The sequence below is a fragment of the Bordetella genomosp. 11 genome (genome assembly GCF_002261215.1).
Classification (GTDB): domain Bacteria; phylum Pseudomonadota; class Gammaproteobacteria; order Burkholderiales; family Burkholderiaceae_B; genus Bordetella_C.
This window is the reverse complement of record NZ_NEVS01000001.1, coordinates 329669-345502: the sequence shown is the minus strand read 5'-3', so window position 1 is coordinate 345502 and position 15834 is coordinate 329669. Positions and strand designations below refer to the sequence as shown.

Here is a 15834-nt window from a genome sequence, read left to right as displayed (position 1 = left end):
GGCCCAGCGGGCGCATCCGGCCGGCGCGCGAAGAAATCCGGCAACACAATTCATGCCACAATCATGGTCATGTTCAGCGTCGTCCTCATCACCGGCATATCCGGCTCCGGCAAATCGGTCGCCCTGCGACTGCTGGAGGATTCCGGATATACCTGCGTCGATAACCTGCCGGTCCGTTTCCTGTCCGACTTTATCGCCAGCGCGCGCGATGACGCCATGGCGCGCGTGGCCGTGGCCATCGATGTGCGCTCGCCGGGCGAGCTAGCCGAGCTGCCCGCCGCCATCGCCACGCTGCGCGCGGTGGGCACCCGCATCCGGGTGGTGTTCCTGGATGCCGACACCAACACGCTGGTCCAGCGCTATTCCGAATCGCGCCGGCGCCATCCGCTGACCGATCGCCTGCAGCGCGGCGGCAAGCCGGCTTCGCTGCTCGATTGCATACGCGTGGAGCGCGAGATGCTGGCGCCCCTGCGCGAGCAGGAACATGTGATCGACACGTCGGAGCTCACGCCGGGCCAGTTGCGCGCGTGGATCCGCGACCTGGTGCAGGCCGACCGCCAGGCGGTCGTGCTGACCTTCGAGTCGTTCGCCTTCAAGCGGGGCGTGCCGCGCGACGCCGACCTGGTGTTCGACGTGCGCTGCCTGCCCAACCCTTACTACGATCCGGTATTGCGCCCGCTGACCGGGCGGGATGCCCCGGTGGCCGCCTACCTGGCCAGCTTCGACACCGTGCGCCAGCTGATCGACGATATCTCGGTCTTCATCCGCAAATGGCTGCCGCGCTATATGGAAGACACGCGCAGCTATCTGACGGTGGCCATCGGCTGCACCGGCGGGCAGCACCGCTCCGTCTATGTCGTCGAACAATTGGCGCAGCGCTTCGCCGATCACCAACCCCTGCTGGTCCGACACCGCACCCAACTCCCCGAAGAACACGCATGAGTTTCCGGCACTTGCGCAATCTACTTGTCATCGCTTTGCTGGCCGCGGTGGTGGCGGGTTGTTCCAGTACCGGCGGGCGCAAGGGCGGTGGCTACTACAAGGACGATGGCCCGGACGCCCATCCGCCCAGCAACCTGGACGCCGTGCCGGACGCCGCCCCGCGCATCGAGCCGCTGGCCGGCGGCGCCAATCGGCCTTATGTGGTCTTCGGCAAACGCTATGTACCGATGACGGGCGACCAGCCATACACGCAACGCGGCATCGCGTCGTGGTATGGCAAGAAATTCCACGGCAACTCGACATCGATCGGCGAACCCTACGACATGTATGCGATGACGGCCGCGCATCCGACGCTGCCGATTCCCAGCTATGCGCGCGTCACCAGCGCCATCAACGGCAAGACCATCATCGTGCGGGTCAACGACCGCGGCCCCTTCCATGACAACCGCATCATGGATCTTTCGTATGTCGCGGCCTACAAGCTCGGCATCATCGGCCCGGGCAGCGGGGAAGTCACGGTGCAGCGGATACTGCCCGACGAAGTGCGGCGCATGGTCGCGGAACGCGAAAGAAACGGCGGCGGAAACGCCGACACTGCCACGGCGTCGACGGTGTCCACGCCCGTGCCGGTGACACTGTCGGCCGGCGAAACCCCCAGCGCGATGCCGCTGGCGCCGGCCGCGGGCGCGGCGTCCGGCGGTACCGCGCTGAATGCGCTGCCGGCCGGACGCGGCGACGCGGCCGGCGGTCCCACGCCCCTGCCACCGGTATCCGTGGCGGCGGCACCCGTCGTTGCGACGCCGGCCACGGCCCAGGCACCGGTCGCCGCCGGTTCCGTCTATCTGCAACTGGGGGCGTTCAGCCAATCGGCCAATGCGCAAACGCTGGCCGCACGGGTGAACGGGCCTTTGACCGCGGCAGGGTTGCCGCCCGCCACGGTGGAACAGGCCGGCCAGTTGTATCGCGTCCGTGTCGGCCCTTATGCCGACCGCAATGCGGCGATGTCGGCGGTGCAGACGGTCACCAGCAGCACGGGCATACTCCCCACCATCGCAACGCGCTAGGCGGGAAGCCGTAGGCCGATCAGGGCGCAAGCCTCAGGACGGGAGCTGAAGCCGGAAGCTCAAGCCGGAACACGCGAACGTAGTATCCGCAGGCCGGACCCGGCCATGCCTACCAGAGACTACCCTGCGCCAGGTTTCGCTCCAGCTTTTTCGCGGCCGGCGATGCGGTGGCGTAAGTGTGTCCCTCCAGCGCCAGCAGGGCCTGTTTGCGGATCAGGCCGCCGCCGAATCCGGTCAGCGCGCTGTTGCCGCCGACGATGCGGTGGCACGGGATGAAAATGGAAATCGGATTGCGCCCAACGGCCTGCGCCACCGCGCGCACCGCGGCAGCCTGCGCGCAACGGGTGGACAGGGCGCCATAGCTTTCCAGGCCGCCGAACGGAATATCGCGCAGCGCGTCCCAGACCCGCCGCTGGAAAGGCGTACCGCGCGGGGCCATCGCCAGCGAGAATTCGCGCCGCTGCCCGGCAAAATACTCCGCCAGTTCCGCGGCAGCCTGGTCCAGGATGGCGTCCACTGCCGCGGCGCCCTGCAAGCCGGCGACGGCCGGCGCGTCCGATCCATTTCGACAAGCCGGCGCTGGCGCGCACACCGCAGCGGCTGGCTCCGGCGTGGTCGGGCAGTCGTCCTGGCCGACAAACCACGCGCCCGCCAGCGCGCCGCCTTCCGCCTCCAGGCGCATGGGCCCGAGCGGCGTCTCGACGATGCGCAGCCGCAAGGGCGTGGCGGGCGCGCTCATGATGGCTTGCGCGCCAGCGCCCGGGCGTAAAGAACATCGCGCGGCAAGCCGCTGACGCGGGCCGCGACCCGGGCGGCATCGCGCACCGAAACGGATTCCAGCAAGGCGTCGAGCAAGGCATCGGTGGCGGCATCCACGCCCTCGTCGGCGGCCTCCATGGCCGGCGCGGCATGCGCGATCAGCACGAACTCGCCCTGGCCGCGATGCGGCTGTGCCCCCAGCCACTGCACGGCCTCTTCCAGGGGCATGGTGGCGACTTCCTCGAAACGCTTGGTCAGTTCGCGCGCGACGGTGACCTCGCGCCGCGGACCGAGCGTCTCGCGCATGTCGGCGAGCGTGGCGGCCAGGCGATGCGGCGATTCGAACATCACCACCGGCGCCGGCAGGGCGCACCATTGCGCCAGCCAGCGCTGGCGCGCCGCCGATTTGGCGGGCGGGAAACCGGCAAAGACGTAGGCGGGATTCTCGTCGGAGGTCACGCCGCTGGCCATGAGGGCGGCGATGACGGCGCTGGGCCCCGGTACCGGCACGACGGCGTGTCCGGCCTGCCGGACCGCGCGCACGATGCGCGCGCCCGGGTCGCTGACCGCGGGGGCGCCGGCGTCGGAGACCAGGGCCACGCGCTGGCCCTGCGCCAGCCTGTCGCAGATCGCCTGTGCGGCGGCCGCCTCGTTGTGGCGGTGCGCCGCCATCAAGGGGGTACCGATGCCCCAGGCGTCCATCAGGGTGCGGCTCTCGCGGGTGTCCTCGGCGGCGATGACGTCCGCGCGGTTCAGGGCTTCCCAGGCGCGCAGGCTAAGGTCCCCCAGGTTGCCGATGGGCGTGGCCACGACATACAGGGTGGCGGGGGGCCATTGCTGCGCGGCGACGCGTTCGGCGATCCGGCGCCAGGACTCGCCGCCAGCCGGCGATGCGACGTTTTCGTTCATTGCGGAAAAAATAGGAAGCAGACCGTGCCAGTGTAGTGGCTTATCCGCCCCCCGACGCACCATGCCCGACGACCCATCCGCCCTGCTGTTCGAGACCTCCCGCCGGGCCCAGGCCATGCGCCTGCGGCGGCGGCGACGCGCGCCGCGGCCGCCGCCAGCCGTGGACGACCCGCCCCGGGTCTCTCCCAGGCAAAGGGTGGGCACCGACTACGAAGACCGTGCGCTGGCGTTGCTGGTGCGCGCCGGCCTGCGTCCGCTGGCGCGCAACCTGCGCTGCCGGGCGGGGGAAATCGACCTGGCGCTGAGAGATGGCGACATGCTTGTCCTGGTGGAAGTGCGCGCGCGCGGCGATGGCCGCTACGGCGGCGCCGCCGCCAGCGTCGGATGGAGCAAGCAGGCACGGCTGATCCGGGCGGCCTGCTGGGCATTGCCATGGCTGGCGGCACGCCACTGGCGCGGACGGCAACCCCGGGTGCGTTTCGACGTGGTCGCCTTCGAAGGCGATACGCCGCTTTGGCTGCGCCACGCCTTCGATGTGCCCGTGAGATAATCCGCGGCATGATTGATATGACGACTCGCATGGTGTCGCACTTCAATAATGCGATCGCCACCCTCCAGGCCAGCCGCGGCGCGCTGGCCGATACGCTCAGCGTGGCCGTGGACGTGCTTTTCGGCGCGCTGGCCAACAACGCCAAGATCCTTGCCTGCGGCAATGGCGGCTCGGCCGCGGACGCCCAGCATTTCGTCGCCGAACTGGTCGGCCGGTTCGAACGCGAACGGCTGCCCTTGGCGGCGCTTGCGCTGAACACCGACACCTCCATCCTGACAGCGGTGGGCAACGATTACGGCTTCGACGAAGTGTACGAACGCCAGGTCAACGCCCTCGGCCAGCCCGGCGACGTGCTGGTGGCGATTTCCACCAGCGGCAACTCGCCGAATGTGGTGCGTGCCGTCCAGGCCGCGCAACAGCGCGAAATGCACGTTATCGCGCTGACCGGCAAGGGCGGCGGCGTAATCGGGGAACTCATGACCGCGCACGACGTCCATTTGTGCGTGCCGTCCGACCGGACCATGCGCATCCAGGAAGCACACATCGTGCTGCTGCATGCCTTGTGCGATGGTATCGATGCCTTACTGCTGGGAGACACTGAATGACATTCAAGAGCCGATTCAACGCCATTCCCCTGGCCGCCGCGCTCGCCGCGTCGGTCGTGACGCTGTCGGCCTGCGCCCCGGTGGTGGTGGGCGGCGCCGCCGCCGGCGCGGCGGTCGTCGTGACGGACCGCCGCACCTCCGGCACCCAGCTGGACGACCAGAACATCAGCTTCAAGGTCGAGCACGCGATTTCGCAGAAACTGGGCGATACCGCCCACGTCAGCGCCAATACCTATGAGGGCGTCGTGCTGCTGACGGGCGAAGTGCCCAACGATGCCGCCAAGGCGCAAGCGACATCGCTGGCGCAGGGCATCGAAAAGGTGAAGAAAGTGGTCAACCAGTTGACGATAGGCCCGGCCTCCAGCTTCAGCGTACGGTCCAACGACACCTGGCTCAGCTCCAAGGTCCGCAGCGAACTGCTCAATACCAAATTCGTGCCATCCGGCTCCATTTCCGTCACCACGGACAAGAGCGTGGTCTATCTTCAGGGGAAAGTAACCCAGGCCGAAGGAGAATATGCGGCGAACGCCGCGGCGGGCGTCAGCGGGGTGACCAAGGTGGTTAAACTGTTCGACATCATCAGCCGCGAGGAAGCCGTGCGGCTGTCGGGCAGTACCGCCGGGTCGAGCGCCGCGCCGGCAAATGCCGCGCCGCAGCGGGCGCCCATCGAAACGGGCGGCGGCGCCTCGGATGCGGCCGCGCCCGCGGGCGGCGGCGGCGCGCAGGCGATGCCGATCAAGTAGCCCGCAATGGTGAAGCGTTGGAGCAAGGCGTGATGCGTTCCGTAACGGGGCGCGAAGGGACGGTGCCGAAATGAAGAAGCTCGTTGTCGCAGTCATGGTCGCGGTGGTCGCGGGTATCGCCGGCTGGTTCGTCTGGCGTCCCGTGCAGGCCGCGCCGGATGTCACCTTTGCCTCGATCGACGGCCGGAAGGTCTCGCTGCAGGATCTGCGCGGCAAGGTGGTGCTGGTCAAGTTCTGGGCCACCGACTGCGTGACCTGCGTCAAACAGATGCCCGACACCATCGCCGACTACAACCGCTATTCCGCGCAGGGCTTCCAGACGGTGGCCGTGGCCATGCAGTACGATCCGCCGAACTACGTCCTGAACTACGCCCAGACCCGCAAGCTTCCTTTTACGGTGGCGCTGGACACGCAGGGCAAGGCGGCACAGGCTTTCGGCGACGTCCGCCTGACCCCCACCGCTTTCCTGATCGACAAGCAGGGCAGGATCATCAAGCGCTACCTGGGCGAGTACGATCCCAAGGAATTCCACGCGCAGATCGAAAAAGCGCTGGCCGCGGGCTAAGCCGCGCCACACCCCACCGCCCCGCCGCCGCGCGGGGCTGGCTATATATAAAAAGCCGTTCCCGCACATGGCAGACCCGACCGCATCCCCCACCTCGCCCGAGATCGCCGGCAGCCCGGCCGGACGGGTTTTCGTGTTCCGCGGCAGCGAACTGCTGGTGCGGGACGACCTGTCGCTGCCGGGCGAAGAGGTGCGCAGCCATGAATGGGCCGTGAAGGTCGAATGGCAGGCCGTCGGCCACCATCTGGGACAAGCCTGTATCAGCGCGGCGCTGGCGCGCGACGCGGCGCCGCCGCCGGGATACACCTTCAAGCGGCTGCGCGAGATGTTCCCCCTGCTGGGCGAAGAGGCCTCGGCGGTGGCCGGCCGCGCCTTCCAGATCGCGGAATGGGCGCGCACGCACCGCTATTGCGGCCACTGCGGCACGCCCACGGTCCGCGTGTCGCACGAATTCTGCATGAGATGCCCGAACTGCGGCCTGTCGGCGTATCCGCGCATTTCCCCCGCCATGATGGTGTTGATCCGCAAGGGCGACAGCATCCTGCTGGCGCGCAACGCCAATTTCGTGGCCGGCCGCTACAGTGCCCTGGCCGGCTTCGTCGAAGCCGGCGAATCGCTGGAAGCCACCGTGCACCGCGAAGTCGAGGAAGAAGTCGGCCTGCGCGTGCGCGACCTGAAATACTTCAAGAGCCAGTCCTGGCCCTTTCCGCATTCCCTGATGCTGGCTTTCACCGCGGAATACGACGGCGGCGACATCCGGGTGGACGGCCATGAAATCGTCGATGCCCAGTGGTACGGGCCGGGCGATCGCCTGCCCGATATCCCGCCGCTGGATTCCGTCGCGGGCTCGCTGATCCGGGCTCATCTGCCCCCTGGCGCGATACCTTATAAGCGCTAGAAATATATAAAACAAAATATATTCGTTTGAGTTACTAGGCCGCCCCGGCATGATGCCTGCGCCGTTCGCGTCGAACGGTCCATCGTTTTCCGTGGAGCCGTACCTTGATCAAGCGCCTGCTCGCAACGTCGATCGCCGCCACCCTGCTGCTGGGGCCGGGCGCCGCATCGGCCCAGCAAACCCTGCTGAATTCCTCGTATGACATTGCCCGTGAGCTGTTCACGGCGATCAATCCCAAGTTCATCGCCCACTGGAAGCAAACGACCGGCGAAACCGTGACGGTGGAACAGTCCTTCGGCGGCACCTCGCGCCAGGCACAGGCGATCCTGCAGGGCCTGAAGGCGGACACGGTGACGTTCAACCAGGTGCCCGACGTGGACATCCTGGCCAAGCGGGGGCTGGTCGCGAAGGACTGGCAGAAGAAATTCCCGGGCAACAGCTCGCCCTACTACAGCACCATCGCCTTCCTGGTGCGCAAGGGCAACCCCAAGAACATCAAGACCTGGGATGACCTGGTGCGCGACGACGTCAAGGTCGTCTTCCCCAACCCCAAGACGTCCGGCAACGCGCGCTATACCTACCTGGCGGCCTGGCTGTACGCGCAGCAGAAATTCAATGGCGACCAGGCCAAGACCCGTGCCTTCGTCGGCAAGCTGCTGCACAACGTGGAGAGCTTCCCGACCGGCGGCCGCGGCGCCACGGTGGCCTTCGCGCAGAACAACCAGGGCGATGCCGTGCTGACCTTCGAGTCCGAAGTGCGCAACATCGCCGCCAGCGATGAGTTCAAGCCCTTGGGACTGGAAGTGGTGGTGCCCCCGGTCAGCGTGCTGGCGGAATTCCCGGTGGCCGTGGTCGACAAGGTGGTGGACGCCAAGGGCACGCGCAAGCTGGCCGAGGCCTATCTGCAGTACCAGTATTCGCCCGAGATCCAGAATCTGCTGGCCAGCTTCAACTATCGCGTGCGCGACCCCGAAGTGGTCAAGGCCAACGCCAGCCGGTTCCCCAAGGTGGAACTGCTGGATCCGCAGACGCTGGGCACCTGGGATCAGATCCAGGATACCCACTTCAAGAGCGGCGGCATCCTGGACCAGCTGCTCGCCGGCAAGTCCTGAGCGCGACGAGTTGGCGTAGACTGGCGCCTTTGCGCGCGGCGGGCCGGTTTTCCAGTGACAGGTATGGCGAGCTTCTTCAAACAACACCCGACCCTGCCCGGCTTCGGACTGAGCTTCGGCGTCAGCAGCCTGTTCATCTCGCTGGTGATCCTGTTCCCCATCGCCGCGCTGCTGGCGTATGCCAGCGACATGAGCGCCTCGCAGTACTGGCAGGCCATCACGGATCCCCGCGTGCTGGCCAGCTACCGCGTCACGCTGCTGGGCGCGCTGCTGTCGACCATCGTCGTGGTGCTGTTCGGTTTGCTCCTGGCCTGGATCCTTGTCCGCTACCGCTTTCCGGGCCGCCTGTTCCTGGATTCCCTGGTCGACCTGCCCTTTGCGCTGCCCACCGCGGTGGCGGGGCTGACCCTGTCGGTGCTGCTGGGACCGAACGGCTGGGTGGGCCAGTGGTTCGACGCGGCCGGCATCAAGATCTCGTATGCCTTTCCGGGACTGGTGTCGGCGATGATCTTCACCAGCCTGCCTTTCGTGGTGCGCTCCGTGCAGCCGGTACTGGAAGAGATCGGCCCGGAATACGAGGAAGCGGCGCATACGCTGGGAGCGAACGACAGTCAGACGCTGTGGCGCGTGCTGCTGCCGGCCCTGACGCCGGCACTGTTCACCGGCGCCTCGCAGGCCTTCATCCGCAGCCTGGGCGAGTTCGGCGCGGTGGTGATGATCGCCGGCAACATCCCGTTCAAGACCGAGATCACATCGCTGATGATTTTCGTGCGCGTGTCCGAATTCGATTATCCGGCCGCTTCGGCCATCGCGACGGTCGTACTGGCCGCTTCGCTCATGCTGCTGTTCGGCCTGCATGTCCTGCAAGGCCGCCTGCTGCCGTGGCAGCGGCCGGGACGCTAGCGTGCGCGGCGGGTGCGGCCATCCAAACGTGTCTATAGGCTGGGAATGCGCAAACGACCCAAGAACTGGCGCCAGTGGGTGCTGATCGCCATCGGTATCGCCGGTGCTTTCCTTCTGCTGGTATTGCCGCTGGCCCTGATCTTCCAGCAGGCCCTATCGGCCGGCTGGCACGCGCTGGTGGACAACCTGCGCGACGAGGAAATGCGCCATGCGATCTGGCTAACGCTGCTGGCGGCCGTGCTGACCGTACCGATCAACGTGGTGTTCGGCATCCTGCTGGCCTGGTGCGTCACCCGCTACGACTTCCGCGGCAAGCAGGTCCTGACCACGCTGGTCGATATCCCGTATGCCACATCGCCCGTGGTGGCGGGGCTGTGCTACCTGGTGGTCTACGGCATGGAAAGCACGGTGGGCGGCTGGCTGGGCCAGCACGACATACAGCTGATGTTCGCCTGGCCGGGCATCGTGATGGTGACGATATTCGTGACCTCGCCTTTCGTGGCGCGCATTCTGATCCCGCTGATGCAGGCCCAGGGTTCGGACGAGGAATACGCCGCGCTGACGCTGGGCGCGAGCGGCTGGCAGATTTTCCGGCGCATTACGCTGCCCAATATCAAATGGGCCCTGCTGTACGGCACCATCATCACCAACGCCCGCGCGGTGGGCGAATTCGGCGCGGTGTCCGTGGTATCCGGCGCGATCCGCGGCAAGACCGTGACCCTGCCCCTGCTGATCGAACAACTGAACGACGACTACAAGACGGTGGCCGCGTTTACGGCGGCGGGCTTGCTTGCCTGCCTGGCGCTGCTGACCATGGTCGTGAAGACCGCCATGGAGTGGGGACAGCGCGTCACGGTGCGCGGGCCGGCGCATTGAAACGCATTGAAAACAAGGCCATGCGGGACCAGGCCCGCCGCCACGAACCGTAGCGCCATCGAGCGGTTGCGCGCCGGTTCCCGGCCCACGATCGCGCGGTGACGGCGCGGCATCGATGCCCGGGGCGATCGGTCAGCGCCGGACGAGCGCGGCGGGCTGGCGCCGGTGCCACAGTTGCCACGCCAGGAAAGCCACGATGGCCACATTGAACAGCACCACCGCCACGGCCAGCGCGCCCGGCCGATGTATCAGGTGGTGGACTTCGAAGGGCACATAGATGGCGCCTGACAGCGCGCCCAGCCATTCCCCCCAGATGCGGTCGCGCCACAGGCCGTAGGCCTCGGCCAGGCGCAGGATCACATAGCAGGAGGCCAGCGCGACCAGCGTGCGGAGGCTGGTGTCCTGCAGCACCGTCGCGAAATGCAGGAGTTCCTCCGGATAATGGCCGCCGGGATCGAGGCCGAAATGGCCGATCAGCACCGCCACGATACGCCGCAGGTCATGGTGCAGCAGGCTGAGCAGGCCGATACTGGCGGCCAGCGCGCCCACGCCCTTGGCGGCCTCGACCAGCGCGATCAGGCGCTGCGCGCGCTGGCGCGCCGACAGCCTGCCGGCCGGCGCGGAATCGAGGACGGGGTCGCGGTCGCTCATGGCCCGGTCCGGGCGGGCGGTTCAGCCACGACGCCAGGACTCGACGCCCTCGTCATGCGGCACCCGCCTGCATGCGGGCCAGTTGCGGGAACATCTGCCGGCGCGCATCTTCGTCCATTTCCTTCTTGAAGGTGAAGCGCGCCTTCAACGCTTCGGCCGCCACGCCCGCCGGTCGCGCGCTGATCTCGTTCAACAGCCGCTGCACCGCCGGAAAACGCGACCATGGATCCTCGCCACCGAAGATGTTGGGCATCATGCGCGCCCAGCCCCACATCGCCATATCGGCGATCGTGTAGGTGTCCCCCAGCAGGTACGGGCGGCCGGCCAGGCGTTCGTCCAGGACCCGCCAGTGGCGCTCGGCCTCGAAGTCGTAGCGGTTGAGCGCGGCGGGATTCGGCTCCGGGGTGAAATTGCGGAAGTACACGGCCTGGCCGGAGTAGGGTCCCACGCCGGTGGCGATGAACATCAGCCAGGACAGCAGCTGGGCCCGGTCGCCGGGCGTGTCCGCGGGCAGGAAGCGGCCGGTCTTTTCAGCCAGGTACAGCAGGATGGCGTTACTGTCGAAAACGGTGGCATCGCCGTCGACCAGGGCCGGCACCTTGGCGTTGGGATTGATCGCCACGTACTCGGGACGATGCTGTTCCCCCTTGCGCATATCGACCGGCACGGTTTCATAAGGCAGGCCCAGCTCTTCCAGCAGCAGGGCGACCTTCATGGGATTGGGGCCGGGATTGAAGTAGAACTTGATCATTTTGCCTGGGGCTCCTCGATGGCGGAACGGGATGAACGTCCGGCGCGTCAGGCGAACGGGCCGGACCGTCCGGTAGCATAGCGGCTTTCCGCCCGGCCGTCGGCCGTGGGAAAATCGCGCCAGGTATTCAGCAGAGAGAGGATTCCACCATGCCTTCCTTCGACGTCGTATCGGAAGTGGACAAGCACGAGTTGAGCAATGCCGTCGACCAGGCCAACCGCGAACTGGCGACGCGCTTCGACTTCAAGGGCACCGATGCCAAATTCGAACTCGAGGAATTCGTCGTAACGCAGATCGCGCCATCGGCCTTCCAGCTCAAGCAGATGATCGATATCCTGCGCGGGCGCCTGACCTCGCGCGGCATCGATCCGCGCAGCATGGACCCGGCCGACCCGCTGGTGAACCTGGGCGGCGCGCGCCAGAAGGTCACGATCAAGCAAGGCATCGAGCAGCCCATCGCCAAGAAACTGATCGCAGCCATCAAGGACGCCAAGCTCAAGGTGGAAACCCAGATCAACGGCGACAAGCTGCGCGTCACGGGCAAGAAGCGCGACGATTTGCAGGCGGTCATCGCCCTGCTGCGCAAGACCGACGTGGACCTGCCGCTGCAATTCCAGAATTTCCGCGACTAGGTTTCTTTTTCCAGTACAAGCCCGGACGGCCCGCCTGCGCGCGGGCCGTTGTCATTCCTGGCGCCCCCGCCATCGTGGCAGTCGTCTTTATTGCGCCGATCGCGCCCATCGCGGTCGTCCGATCCGATCGCGCCGACCTCTCGCGGCAATGTCACTTGCAAATTGCAAGTTATCCGCATTAGAATCACTTTCAAATTGAAAGTGACTACGCCATGACGCCCACCGATTTCGCCGAAATGCCCTGCCCTATCGCGCGCAGCCTTGCCCGGGTGGGCGAGCGCTGGACGATGCTGATCCTGCGCGACGCCTTCCAGGGCATGACACGCTTCGACGAGTTCCGTAAAAGCCTGGATATCGCGCCGAACATCCTGACGCGCAGGCTGGCGGAGCTGGTGCGGCTGGGCCTGCTGGAAAAGCGCGTCTATACGCGCCGCCCCACCCGCCATGAATACGTTCCGACGCAGATGGCGCACGATTTCCGCCCCGTCATGATGGCCATGATGGCCTGGGGCAATCGCTATTTCGCGCCGGAAGGCCCGGCCATGATGCTGGTCGCGCGCGACACCGGCGCGCCGGTCGAACAACGCTGGGTGGACACGTCCACGGGCCGCACCCTGGCGCCCGGCGAATACGCCGTGGTTGCCGGCCCCGCCGCGACGCCGCGTGCCCGTTACCGCATGGAATTCGCCGCGCGCAAACGCGAGGGACTGGCGCCGGACGAGCGCTTCGATCCGGAGGGGTATGACGACGCCGCGCCGGCCGCGTCCGCCGCTGCCGCCGCCGTCGGCGACTGAAGCGTTCCGCGCCCGAGCACACCCAATAACGTCCGCCCGCCTCTATCCGGAGCTGTCCGCAGGCGCCTGCCCGGAAACCCCGCCTGGACCTACCCGGAAACGTCGGCCGCCTTCACTACCCGCCCCCCAGAGAACATCGTCATGCCTCCCCCCACCGCTGGCGCGGCCGCGCCCACGCTTACCCCGGGTTCCGCCACCGTCCCCGCCGCGCGCGGCCGGGGACGCCGGCTGGCCTATCTTGCCGCCATCCTGATCGCCGTCGCGGGCGCGACCACGTATGGATACCGCTGGTGGACCGAAGGACGCTTCATCCAAGAGACGGACGACGCCTATGTCGGCGGCGACATCACCGTGCTGGGCACGAAAGTGCCCGGTTATATCGCGCAGGTGGCCGCGGGCGACAACCAAGCGGTGCGCGCGGGCGATTTGCTCGTCAAGCTGGACGACCGCGACTACCGCGCCGCCCTCGACAAAGCGGATGGCACCGTGGCCGCGCAGCAGGCATTGCTGGCCAACCTGGACGCCAACCGGCGCCTGCAGGAAGCCATGATCCTGCAGGCCCGCGCGGGCGTGGCGGCGGCCGAAGCGGAGGCCGTGCGCACACGCCAGGACCAGGCGCGCTACAAGTCGCTGTCGACGAGCGCGGCGGTATCCATCCAAAGCTGGCAGAAGGCCGACTCCGACTACAAGCAGGCGGTGGCCAACCAGCAGAAGGCCGAAGCGGCCCTGGTGGCCGCGCAGCGCGAGCTGGACGTCATCGATACGCAGAAAGGCCAGGCACGCGCCGCGCTGGCGCAAGCCACGGCCGACCGCGAGCAGGCGCGCTTGAATCTTTCCTATACCGAAGTGCGTGCCCCCATGGACGGCACCGTGGGCAACCGCCGCGCGCGCCAGGGCGCCTATGTGCCGGCCGGGACGCAGATGCTGTCGCTGGTGCCCGCCGCCGGGCTTTGGGTCGATGCCAACTTCAAGGAAAGCCAGCTGGCGGGCATGGCGCCGGGCCAGCGCGCCATCATCGTCGCCGACATCATGCCGGATCGCGTCTTCCATGGCCGCGTCGCCAGCCTGGCGCCCGCCACCGGCGCGCAGTTCAGCGTATTGCCGCCCGAAAATGCCACCGGCAATTTCACGAAGATCGTGCAGCGCGTGCCGGTGCGCATCGTCCTGGACGACGCCGATGCGCGGCTGGGCCTGCTGCGTCCGGGCCTGTCCGTGCAGGCGGAGATCGACACGCGGCGGCGGCCATGAGCCCAACGGCCGCCGCCGGGCGGGACGACCGATTGCTGCCGGACGGCGGGGCCGCCACGGCGGCGCGCGCGCCCACCGCCGGCCGTGGCGGCGCGGGACCGCGCTCTCCGGCCGATATGTCCACCGGCGAAAAGATCTTCGCGTTCTCGACCATGTGCGCGGGCATGTTCATCGCGCTGCTGGACATCCAGATCGTCTCGGCATCATTGAAGGACATCGGCGGCGGACTGTCGGCCGGCGTCGATGAAACCGTCTGGGTGCAGACCGCCTACCTGATCGCCGAAATCATCGTCATCCCCTTGTCCGGCTGGCTGGCGCGCGTGATGTCGACCCGCTGGCTGTTCGCCGCATCGGCGGCCGGATTCACGGTGGCCAGCCTGCTGTGCGGATGGGCCTGGAACATCCAGAGCATGATCGCGTTCCGCGCATTGCAGGGTTTCCTGGGCGGCTCGATGATCCCGCTGGTCTTCACCACCGCCTTCGCCTTTTTCGCCGGCCCGCAACGCGTGCTGGCGGCCGCCACCGTGGGCGGGCTGGCATCGCTGGCGCCCACGCTCGGGCCGACGGTGGGCGGATGGATCACGGATCATTACTCCTGGCACTGGCTGTTCTTCGTGAACCTGGTACCGGGCCTGTTCGTGACCGTCATGGTGCCCATGTTCGTGCGCGTCGACAGGCCCGACCCGTCGCTGCTGCGCGGCGCGGACTATCCGGGCATCGCCCTGATGGCGCTGTTCCTGGGTTGCCTGGAATACACGCTGGAAGAAGGCCCACGCTGGGACTGGCTGAACGATCCCACCATCCTGACCACCGCCTGGATATCGGGGCTGGCGGGCGTGGGTTTCGTCTGGCGCAGCCTGACCTACGGCCAGCCCATCGTGGACTTGCGCGCGCTGAAGGACCGCAATTTCGCGCTGGGCTGCCTGTTCTCCTTCGTCAGCGGGGTCGGCATCTTCGCCACCATTTATCTCACGCCGCTGTTCCTGGGCCATGTGCGCGGCTACAGCGCCCTGCAGATCGGCACCGCCATCTTCTCGACCGGCCTGTTCCAGATCATGTCGATCCCGCTGTACACCATGCTGGCCAACCGCGTGGACCTGCGCTGGCTGTTGATGGCGGGGCTGGCCTGCTTCGCTTTTTCGATGTGGAAATTCGTGCCCATCACGCATGACTGGGGCGGTGCCGAATTGCTGCTGCCGCAGGCTTTCCGTGGCATAGCGCAGCAATTCGCCGTGGCGCCTACCGTCACGCTGACGCTGGGCAGCCTGCCGCCGGCCCGGCTGAAGCTGGCGTCGGGCCTGTTCAACCTGATGCGCAACCTGGGAGGCGCCATCGGCATCGCGGTCTGCGCGACGATACTGAACGACCGCACAAACCTGCATTTCTTTCGCATGGCCGAACACTTGAACATACGCAACGAAGCGATGGACGACGCGCTGGCCCGCATGACGGCGCAGGCAGCGGGCTGGTCGAGCGACCCGGTCACGGCGGGACTGGCCCGGCTGTGGTCGCTGGCGTATCGCGAAGCGCAAACGCTGGCCTACTCGGATGCATTCCTGGCGGTCATGGCGTGTTTCGTCATGGCGACCGCGCTGGTGCCGCTCATGCGCAAGGTGCAAGCGCCGAAAGCGCCCTCGGCCGACGCACACTGACCGCGGCCGACGTCGCGCCGGCGACGCAGACTTCCCCGGGGAAGGGAGAGGGACGCGGACCCGACAGGCAGGAACACCGGATGGTGCCCTGACACCTACGCACGTCGTAACGCGGTACGCAGTGCTTTCCTCTTCCTCCCTGCCGGTTCCCGCCCAGGATGCCGGTTCCCCTTCGGAGCA

General features: G+C 67.3%; 18 protein-coding genes. 14 read left to right on the top strand and 4 right to left on the bottom strand.

From position 1 onward, the window contains the following. Nucleotides 1-69: 69 nt before the first annotated feature. On the top strand, nucleotides 70-942 hold the full coding sequence (rapZ, locus tag CAL28_RS01555; RefSeq protein WP_094840563.1) for an RNase adapter RapZ: 873 nt from the start codon (nucleotides 70-72) through the stop codon (nucleotides 940-942). After that, nucleotides 939-2006 carry a septal ring lytic transglycosylase RlpA family protein gene (locus CAL28_RS01550; protein WP_094839663.1) on the top strand — a complete coding sequence of 356 codons (1068 nt, stop codon included), beginning with the start codon at nucleotides 939-941 and terminating at the stop codon, nucleotides 2004-2006. Before rapZ ends, CAL28_RS01550 begins: the two co-directional genes overlap by 4 nt. Nucleotides 2007-2115: 109 nt before the next feature. Here CAL28_RS01550 and CAL28_RS01545 read toward each other — a convergent pair whose 3' ends face one another. Further along, nucleotides 2116-2745, bottom strand: a complete 630-nt coding sequence (locus CAL28_RS01545; RefSeq protein ID WP_094839662.1) for a methylated-DNA--[protein]-cysteine S-methyltransferase — start codon at nucleotides 2743-2745, stop codon at nucleotides 2116-2118. Beyond that, nucleotides 2742-3674, bottom strand: a complete 933-nt coding sequence (rsmI, locus tag CAL28_RS01540) for a 16S rRNA (cytidine(1402)-2'-O)-methyltransferase (protein WP_094839661.1) — start codon at nucleotides 3672-3674, stop codon at nucleotides 2742-2744. The genes CAL28_RS01545 and rsmI overlap by 4 nt, the downstream gene beginning before the upstream one ends. A gap of 61 nt (nucleotides 3675-3735) precedes the next feature. Between rsmI and CAL28_RS01535 the strand changes: the two genes are divergently transcribed. The 8 genes from CAL28_RS01535 (at nucleotide 3736) to cysW (ending at nucleotide 9926) form a co-directional block, all read left to right on the top strand. Further along, nucleotides 3736-4224 carry a YraN family protein gene (locus CAL28_RS01535; protein ID WP_254925953.1) on the top strand — a complete coding sequence of 163 codons (489 nt, stop codon included), beginning with the start codon at nucleotides 3736-3738 and terminating at the stop codon, nucleotides 4222-4224. 11 nt (nucleotides 4225-4235) lie between these two features. Next, nucleotides 4236-4829: a phosphoheptose isomerase gene (locus CAL28_RS01530; RefSeq protein ID WP_176463899.1), complete on the top strand. Its 594-nt coding sequence runs from the start codon at nucleotides 4236-4238 to the stop codon at nucleotides 4827-4829. Then, entirely contained in the window at nucleotides 4826-5572 is a 747-nt protein-coding gene (locus CAL28_RS01525; protein ID WP_094839660.1) for a BON domain-containing protein, read from the top strand. The genes CAL28_RS01530 and CAL28_RS01525 overlap by 4 nt, the downstream gene beginning before the upstream one ends. Nucleotides 5573-5642: 70 nt before the next feature. Continuing rightward, nucleotides 5643-6137, top strand: coding sequence for a peroxiredoxin family protein (locus CAL28_RS01520; protein WP_094839659.1), 495 nt, complete (start codon nucleotides 5643-5645; stop codon nucleotides 6135-6137). A 67-nt stretch (nucleotides 6138-6204) separates the two neighbouring features. Then, a complete protein-coding gene (gene nudC / locus CAL28_RS01515) occupies nucleotides 6205-7035 on the top strand; it encodes an NAD(+) diphosphatase (RefSeq protein WP_094839658.1) in 831 nt (276 codons plus the stop codon). Between the two features lie 104 nt (nucleotides 7036-7139). Next, nucleotides 7140-8147: a thiosulfate ABC transporter substrate-binding protein CysP gene (gene cysP / locus CAL28_RS01510; protein WP_094839657.1), complete on the top strand. Its 1008-nt coding sequence runs from the start codon at nucleotides 7140-7142 to the stop codon at nucleotides 8145-8147. A 63-nt stretch (nucleotides 8148-8210) separates the two neighbouring features. Beyond that, on the top strand, nucleotides 8211-9050 hold the full coding sequence (cysT, locus tag CAL28_RS01505) for a sulfate ABC transporter permease subunit CysT (RefSeq protein ID WP_094839656.1): 840 nt from the start codon (nucleotides 8211-8213) through the stop codon (nucleotides 9048-9050). Nucleotides 9051-9095: 45 nt separating this feature from the next. Next, entirely contained in the window at nucleotides 9096-9926 is an 831-nt protein-coding gene (gene cysW / locus CAL28_RS01500) for a sulfate ABC transporter permease subunit CysW (RefSeq protein ID WP_094839655.1), read from the top strand. Between the two features lie 132 nt (nucleotides 9927-10058). Here the strand turns inward: cysW and CAL28_RS01495 are convergent, their stop codons facing one another. Both CAL28_RS01495 and CAL28_RS01490 read right to left on the bottom strand, forming a co-directional pair. After that, a complete protein-coding gene (locus CAL28_RS01495; RefSeq protein ID WP_094839654.1) occupies nucleotides 10059-10577 on the bottom strand; it encodes a DUF2127 domain-containing protein in 519 nt (172 codons plus the stop codon). Between the two features lie 52 nt (nucleotides 10578-10629). Continuing rightward, on the bottom strand, nucleotides 10630-11328 hold the full coding sequence (locus tag CAL28_RS01490; RefSeq protein WP_094839653.1) for a glutathione S-transferase family protein: 699 nt from the start codon (nucleotides 11326-11328) through the stop codon (nucleotides 10630-10632). A 149-nt stretch (nucleotides 11329-11477) separates the two neighbouring features. On the opposite strand from CAL28_RS01490, the gene CAL28_RS01485 reads away from it, so the two are divergent. From CAL28_RS01485 to CAL28_RS01470, 4 genes are all read left to right on the top strand, one after another. Next, on the top strand, nucleotides 11478-11960 hold the full coding sequence (locus CAL28_RS01485) for a YajQ family cyclic di-GMP-binding protein (RefSeq protein ID WP_094839652.1): 483 nt from the start codon (nucleotides 11478-11480) through the stop codon (nucleotides 11958-11960). Between the two features lie 212 nt (nucleotides 11961-12172). Next, nucleotides 12173-12754, top strand: coding sequence for a winged helix-turn-helix transcriptional regulator (locus tag CAL28_RS01480; protein WP_094839651.1), 582 nt, complete (start codon nucleotides 12173-12175; stop codon nucleotides 12752-12754). Nucleotides 12755-12895: 141 nt separating this feature from the next. Then, nucleotides 12896-14002 carry an HlyD family secretion protein gene (locus CAL28_RS01475; RefSeq protein ID WP_094839650.1) on the top strand — a complete coding sequence of 369 codons (1107 nt, stop codon included), beginning with the start codon at nucleotides 12896-12898 and terminating at the stop codon, nucleotides 14000-14002. 116 nt (nucleotides 14003-14118) lie between these two features. After that, nucleotides 14119-15654, top strand: coding sequence for a DHA2 family efflux MFS transporter permease subunit (locus CAL28_RS01470; protein WP_094840560.1), 1536 nt, complete (start codon nucleotides 14119-14121; stop codon nucleotides 15652-15654). Nucleotides 15655-15834: the final 180 nt, after the last annotated feature.

What these genes read in the sequence shown, in the direction of transcription:
- rapZ (WP_094840563.1), top strand. Translation starts at nt 70, where the DNA reads ATGTTCAGCGTCGTCCTCATCACCGGCATATCCGGCTCCGGCAAATCG.
- CAL28_RS01550 (WP_094839663.1), top strand. Translation starts at nt 939, where the DNA reads ATGAGTTTCCGGCACTTGCGCAATCTACTTGTCATCGCTTTGCTGGCC.
- CAL28_RS01545 (WP_094839662.1), bottom strand. Translation starts at nt 2,745, where the DNA reads ATGAGCGCGCCCGCCACGCCCTTGCGGCTGCGCATCGTCGAGACGCCG.
- rsmI (WP_094839661.1), bottom strand. Translation starts at nt 3,674, where the DNA reads ATGAACGAAAACGTCGCATCGCCGGCTGGCGGCGAGTCCTGGCGCCGG.
- CAL28_RS01535 (WP_254925953.1), top strand. Translation starts at nt 3,736, where the DNA reads ATGCCCGACGACCCATCCGCCCTGCTGTTCGAGACCTCCCGCCGGGCC.
- CAL28_RS01525 (WP_094839660.1), top strand. Translation starts at nt 4,826, where the DNA reads ATGACATTCAAGAGCCGATTCAACGCCATTCCCCTGGCCGCCGCGCTC.
- CAL28_RS01520 (WP_094839659.1), top strand. Translation starts at nt 5,643, where the DNA reads ATGAAGAAGCTCGTTGTCGCAGTCATGGTCGCGGTGGTCGCGGGTATC.
- nudC (WP_094839658.1), top strand. Translation starts at nt 6,205, where the DNA reads ATGGCAGACCCGACCGCATCCCCCACCTCGCCCGAGATCGCCGGCAGC.
- cysT (WP_094839656.1), top strand. Translation starts at nt 8,211, where the DNA reads ATGGCGAGCTTCTTCAAACAACACCCGACCCTGCCCGGCTTCGGACTG.
- cysW (WP_094839655.1), top strand. Translation starts at nt 9,096, where the DNA reads ATGCGCAAACGACCCAAGAACTGGCGCCAGTGGGTGCTGATCGCCATC.
- CAL28_RS01495 (WP_094839654.1), bottom strand. Translation starts at nt 10,577, where the DNA reads ATGAGCGACCGCGACCCCGTCCTCGATTCCGCGCCGGCCGGCAGGCTG.
- CAL28_RS01490 (WP_094839653.1), bottom strand. Translation starts at nt 11,328, where the DNA reads ATGATCAAGTTCTACTTCAATCCCGGCCCCAATCCCATGAAGGTCGCC.
- CAL28_RS01485 (WP_094839652.1), top strand. Translation starts at nt 11,478, where the DNA reads ATGCCTTCCTTCGACGTCGTATCGGAAGTGGACAAGCACGAGTTGAGC.
- CAL28_RS01480 (WP_094839651.1), top strand. Translation starts at nt 12,173, where the DNA reads ATGACGCCCACCGATTTCGCCGAAATGCCCTGCCCTATCGCGCGCAGC.
- CAL28_RS01475 (WP_094839650.1), top strand. Translation starts at nt 12,896, where the DNA reads ATGCCTCCCCCCACCGCTGGCGCGGCCGCGCCCACGCTTACCCCGGGT.
- CAL28_RS01470 (WP_094840560.1), top strand. Translation starts at nt 14,119, where the DNA reads ATGTCCACCGGCGAAAAGATCTTCGCGTTCTCGACCATGTGCGCGGGC.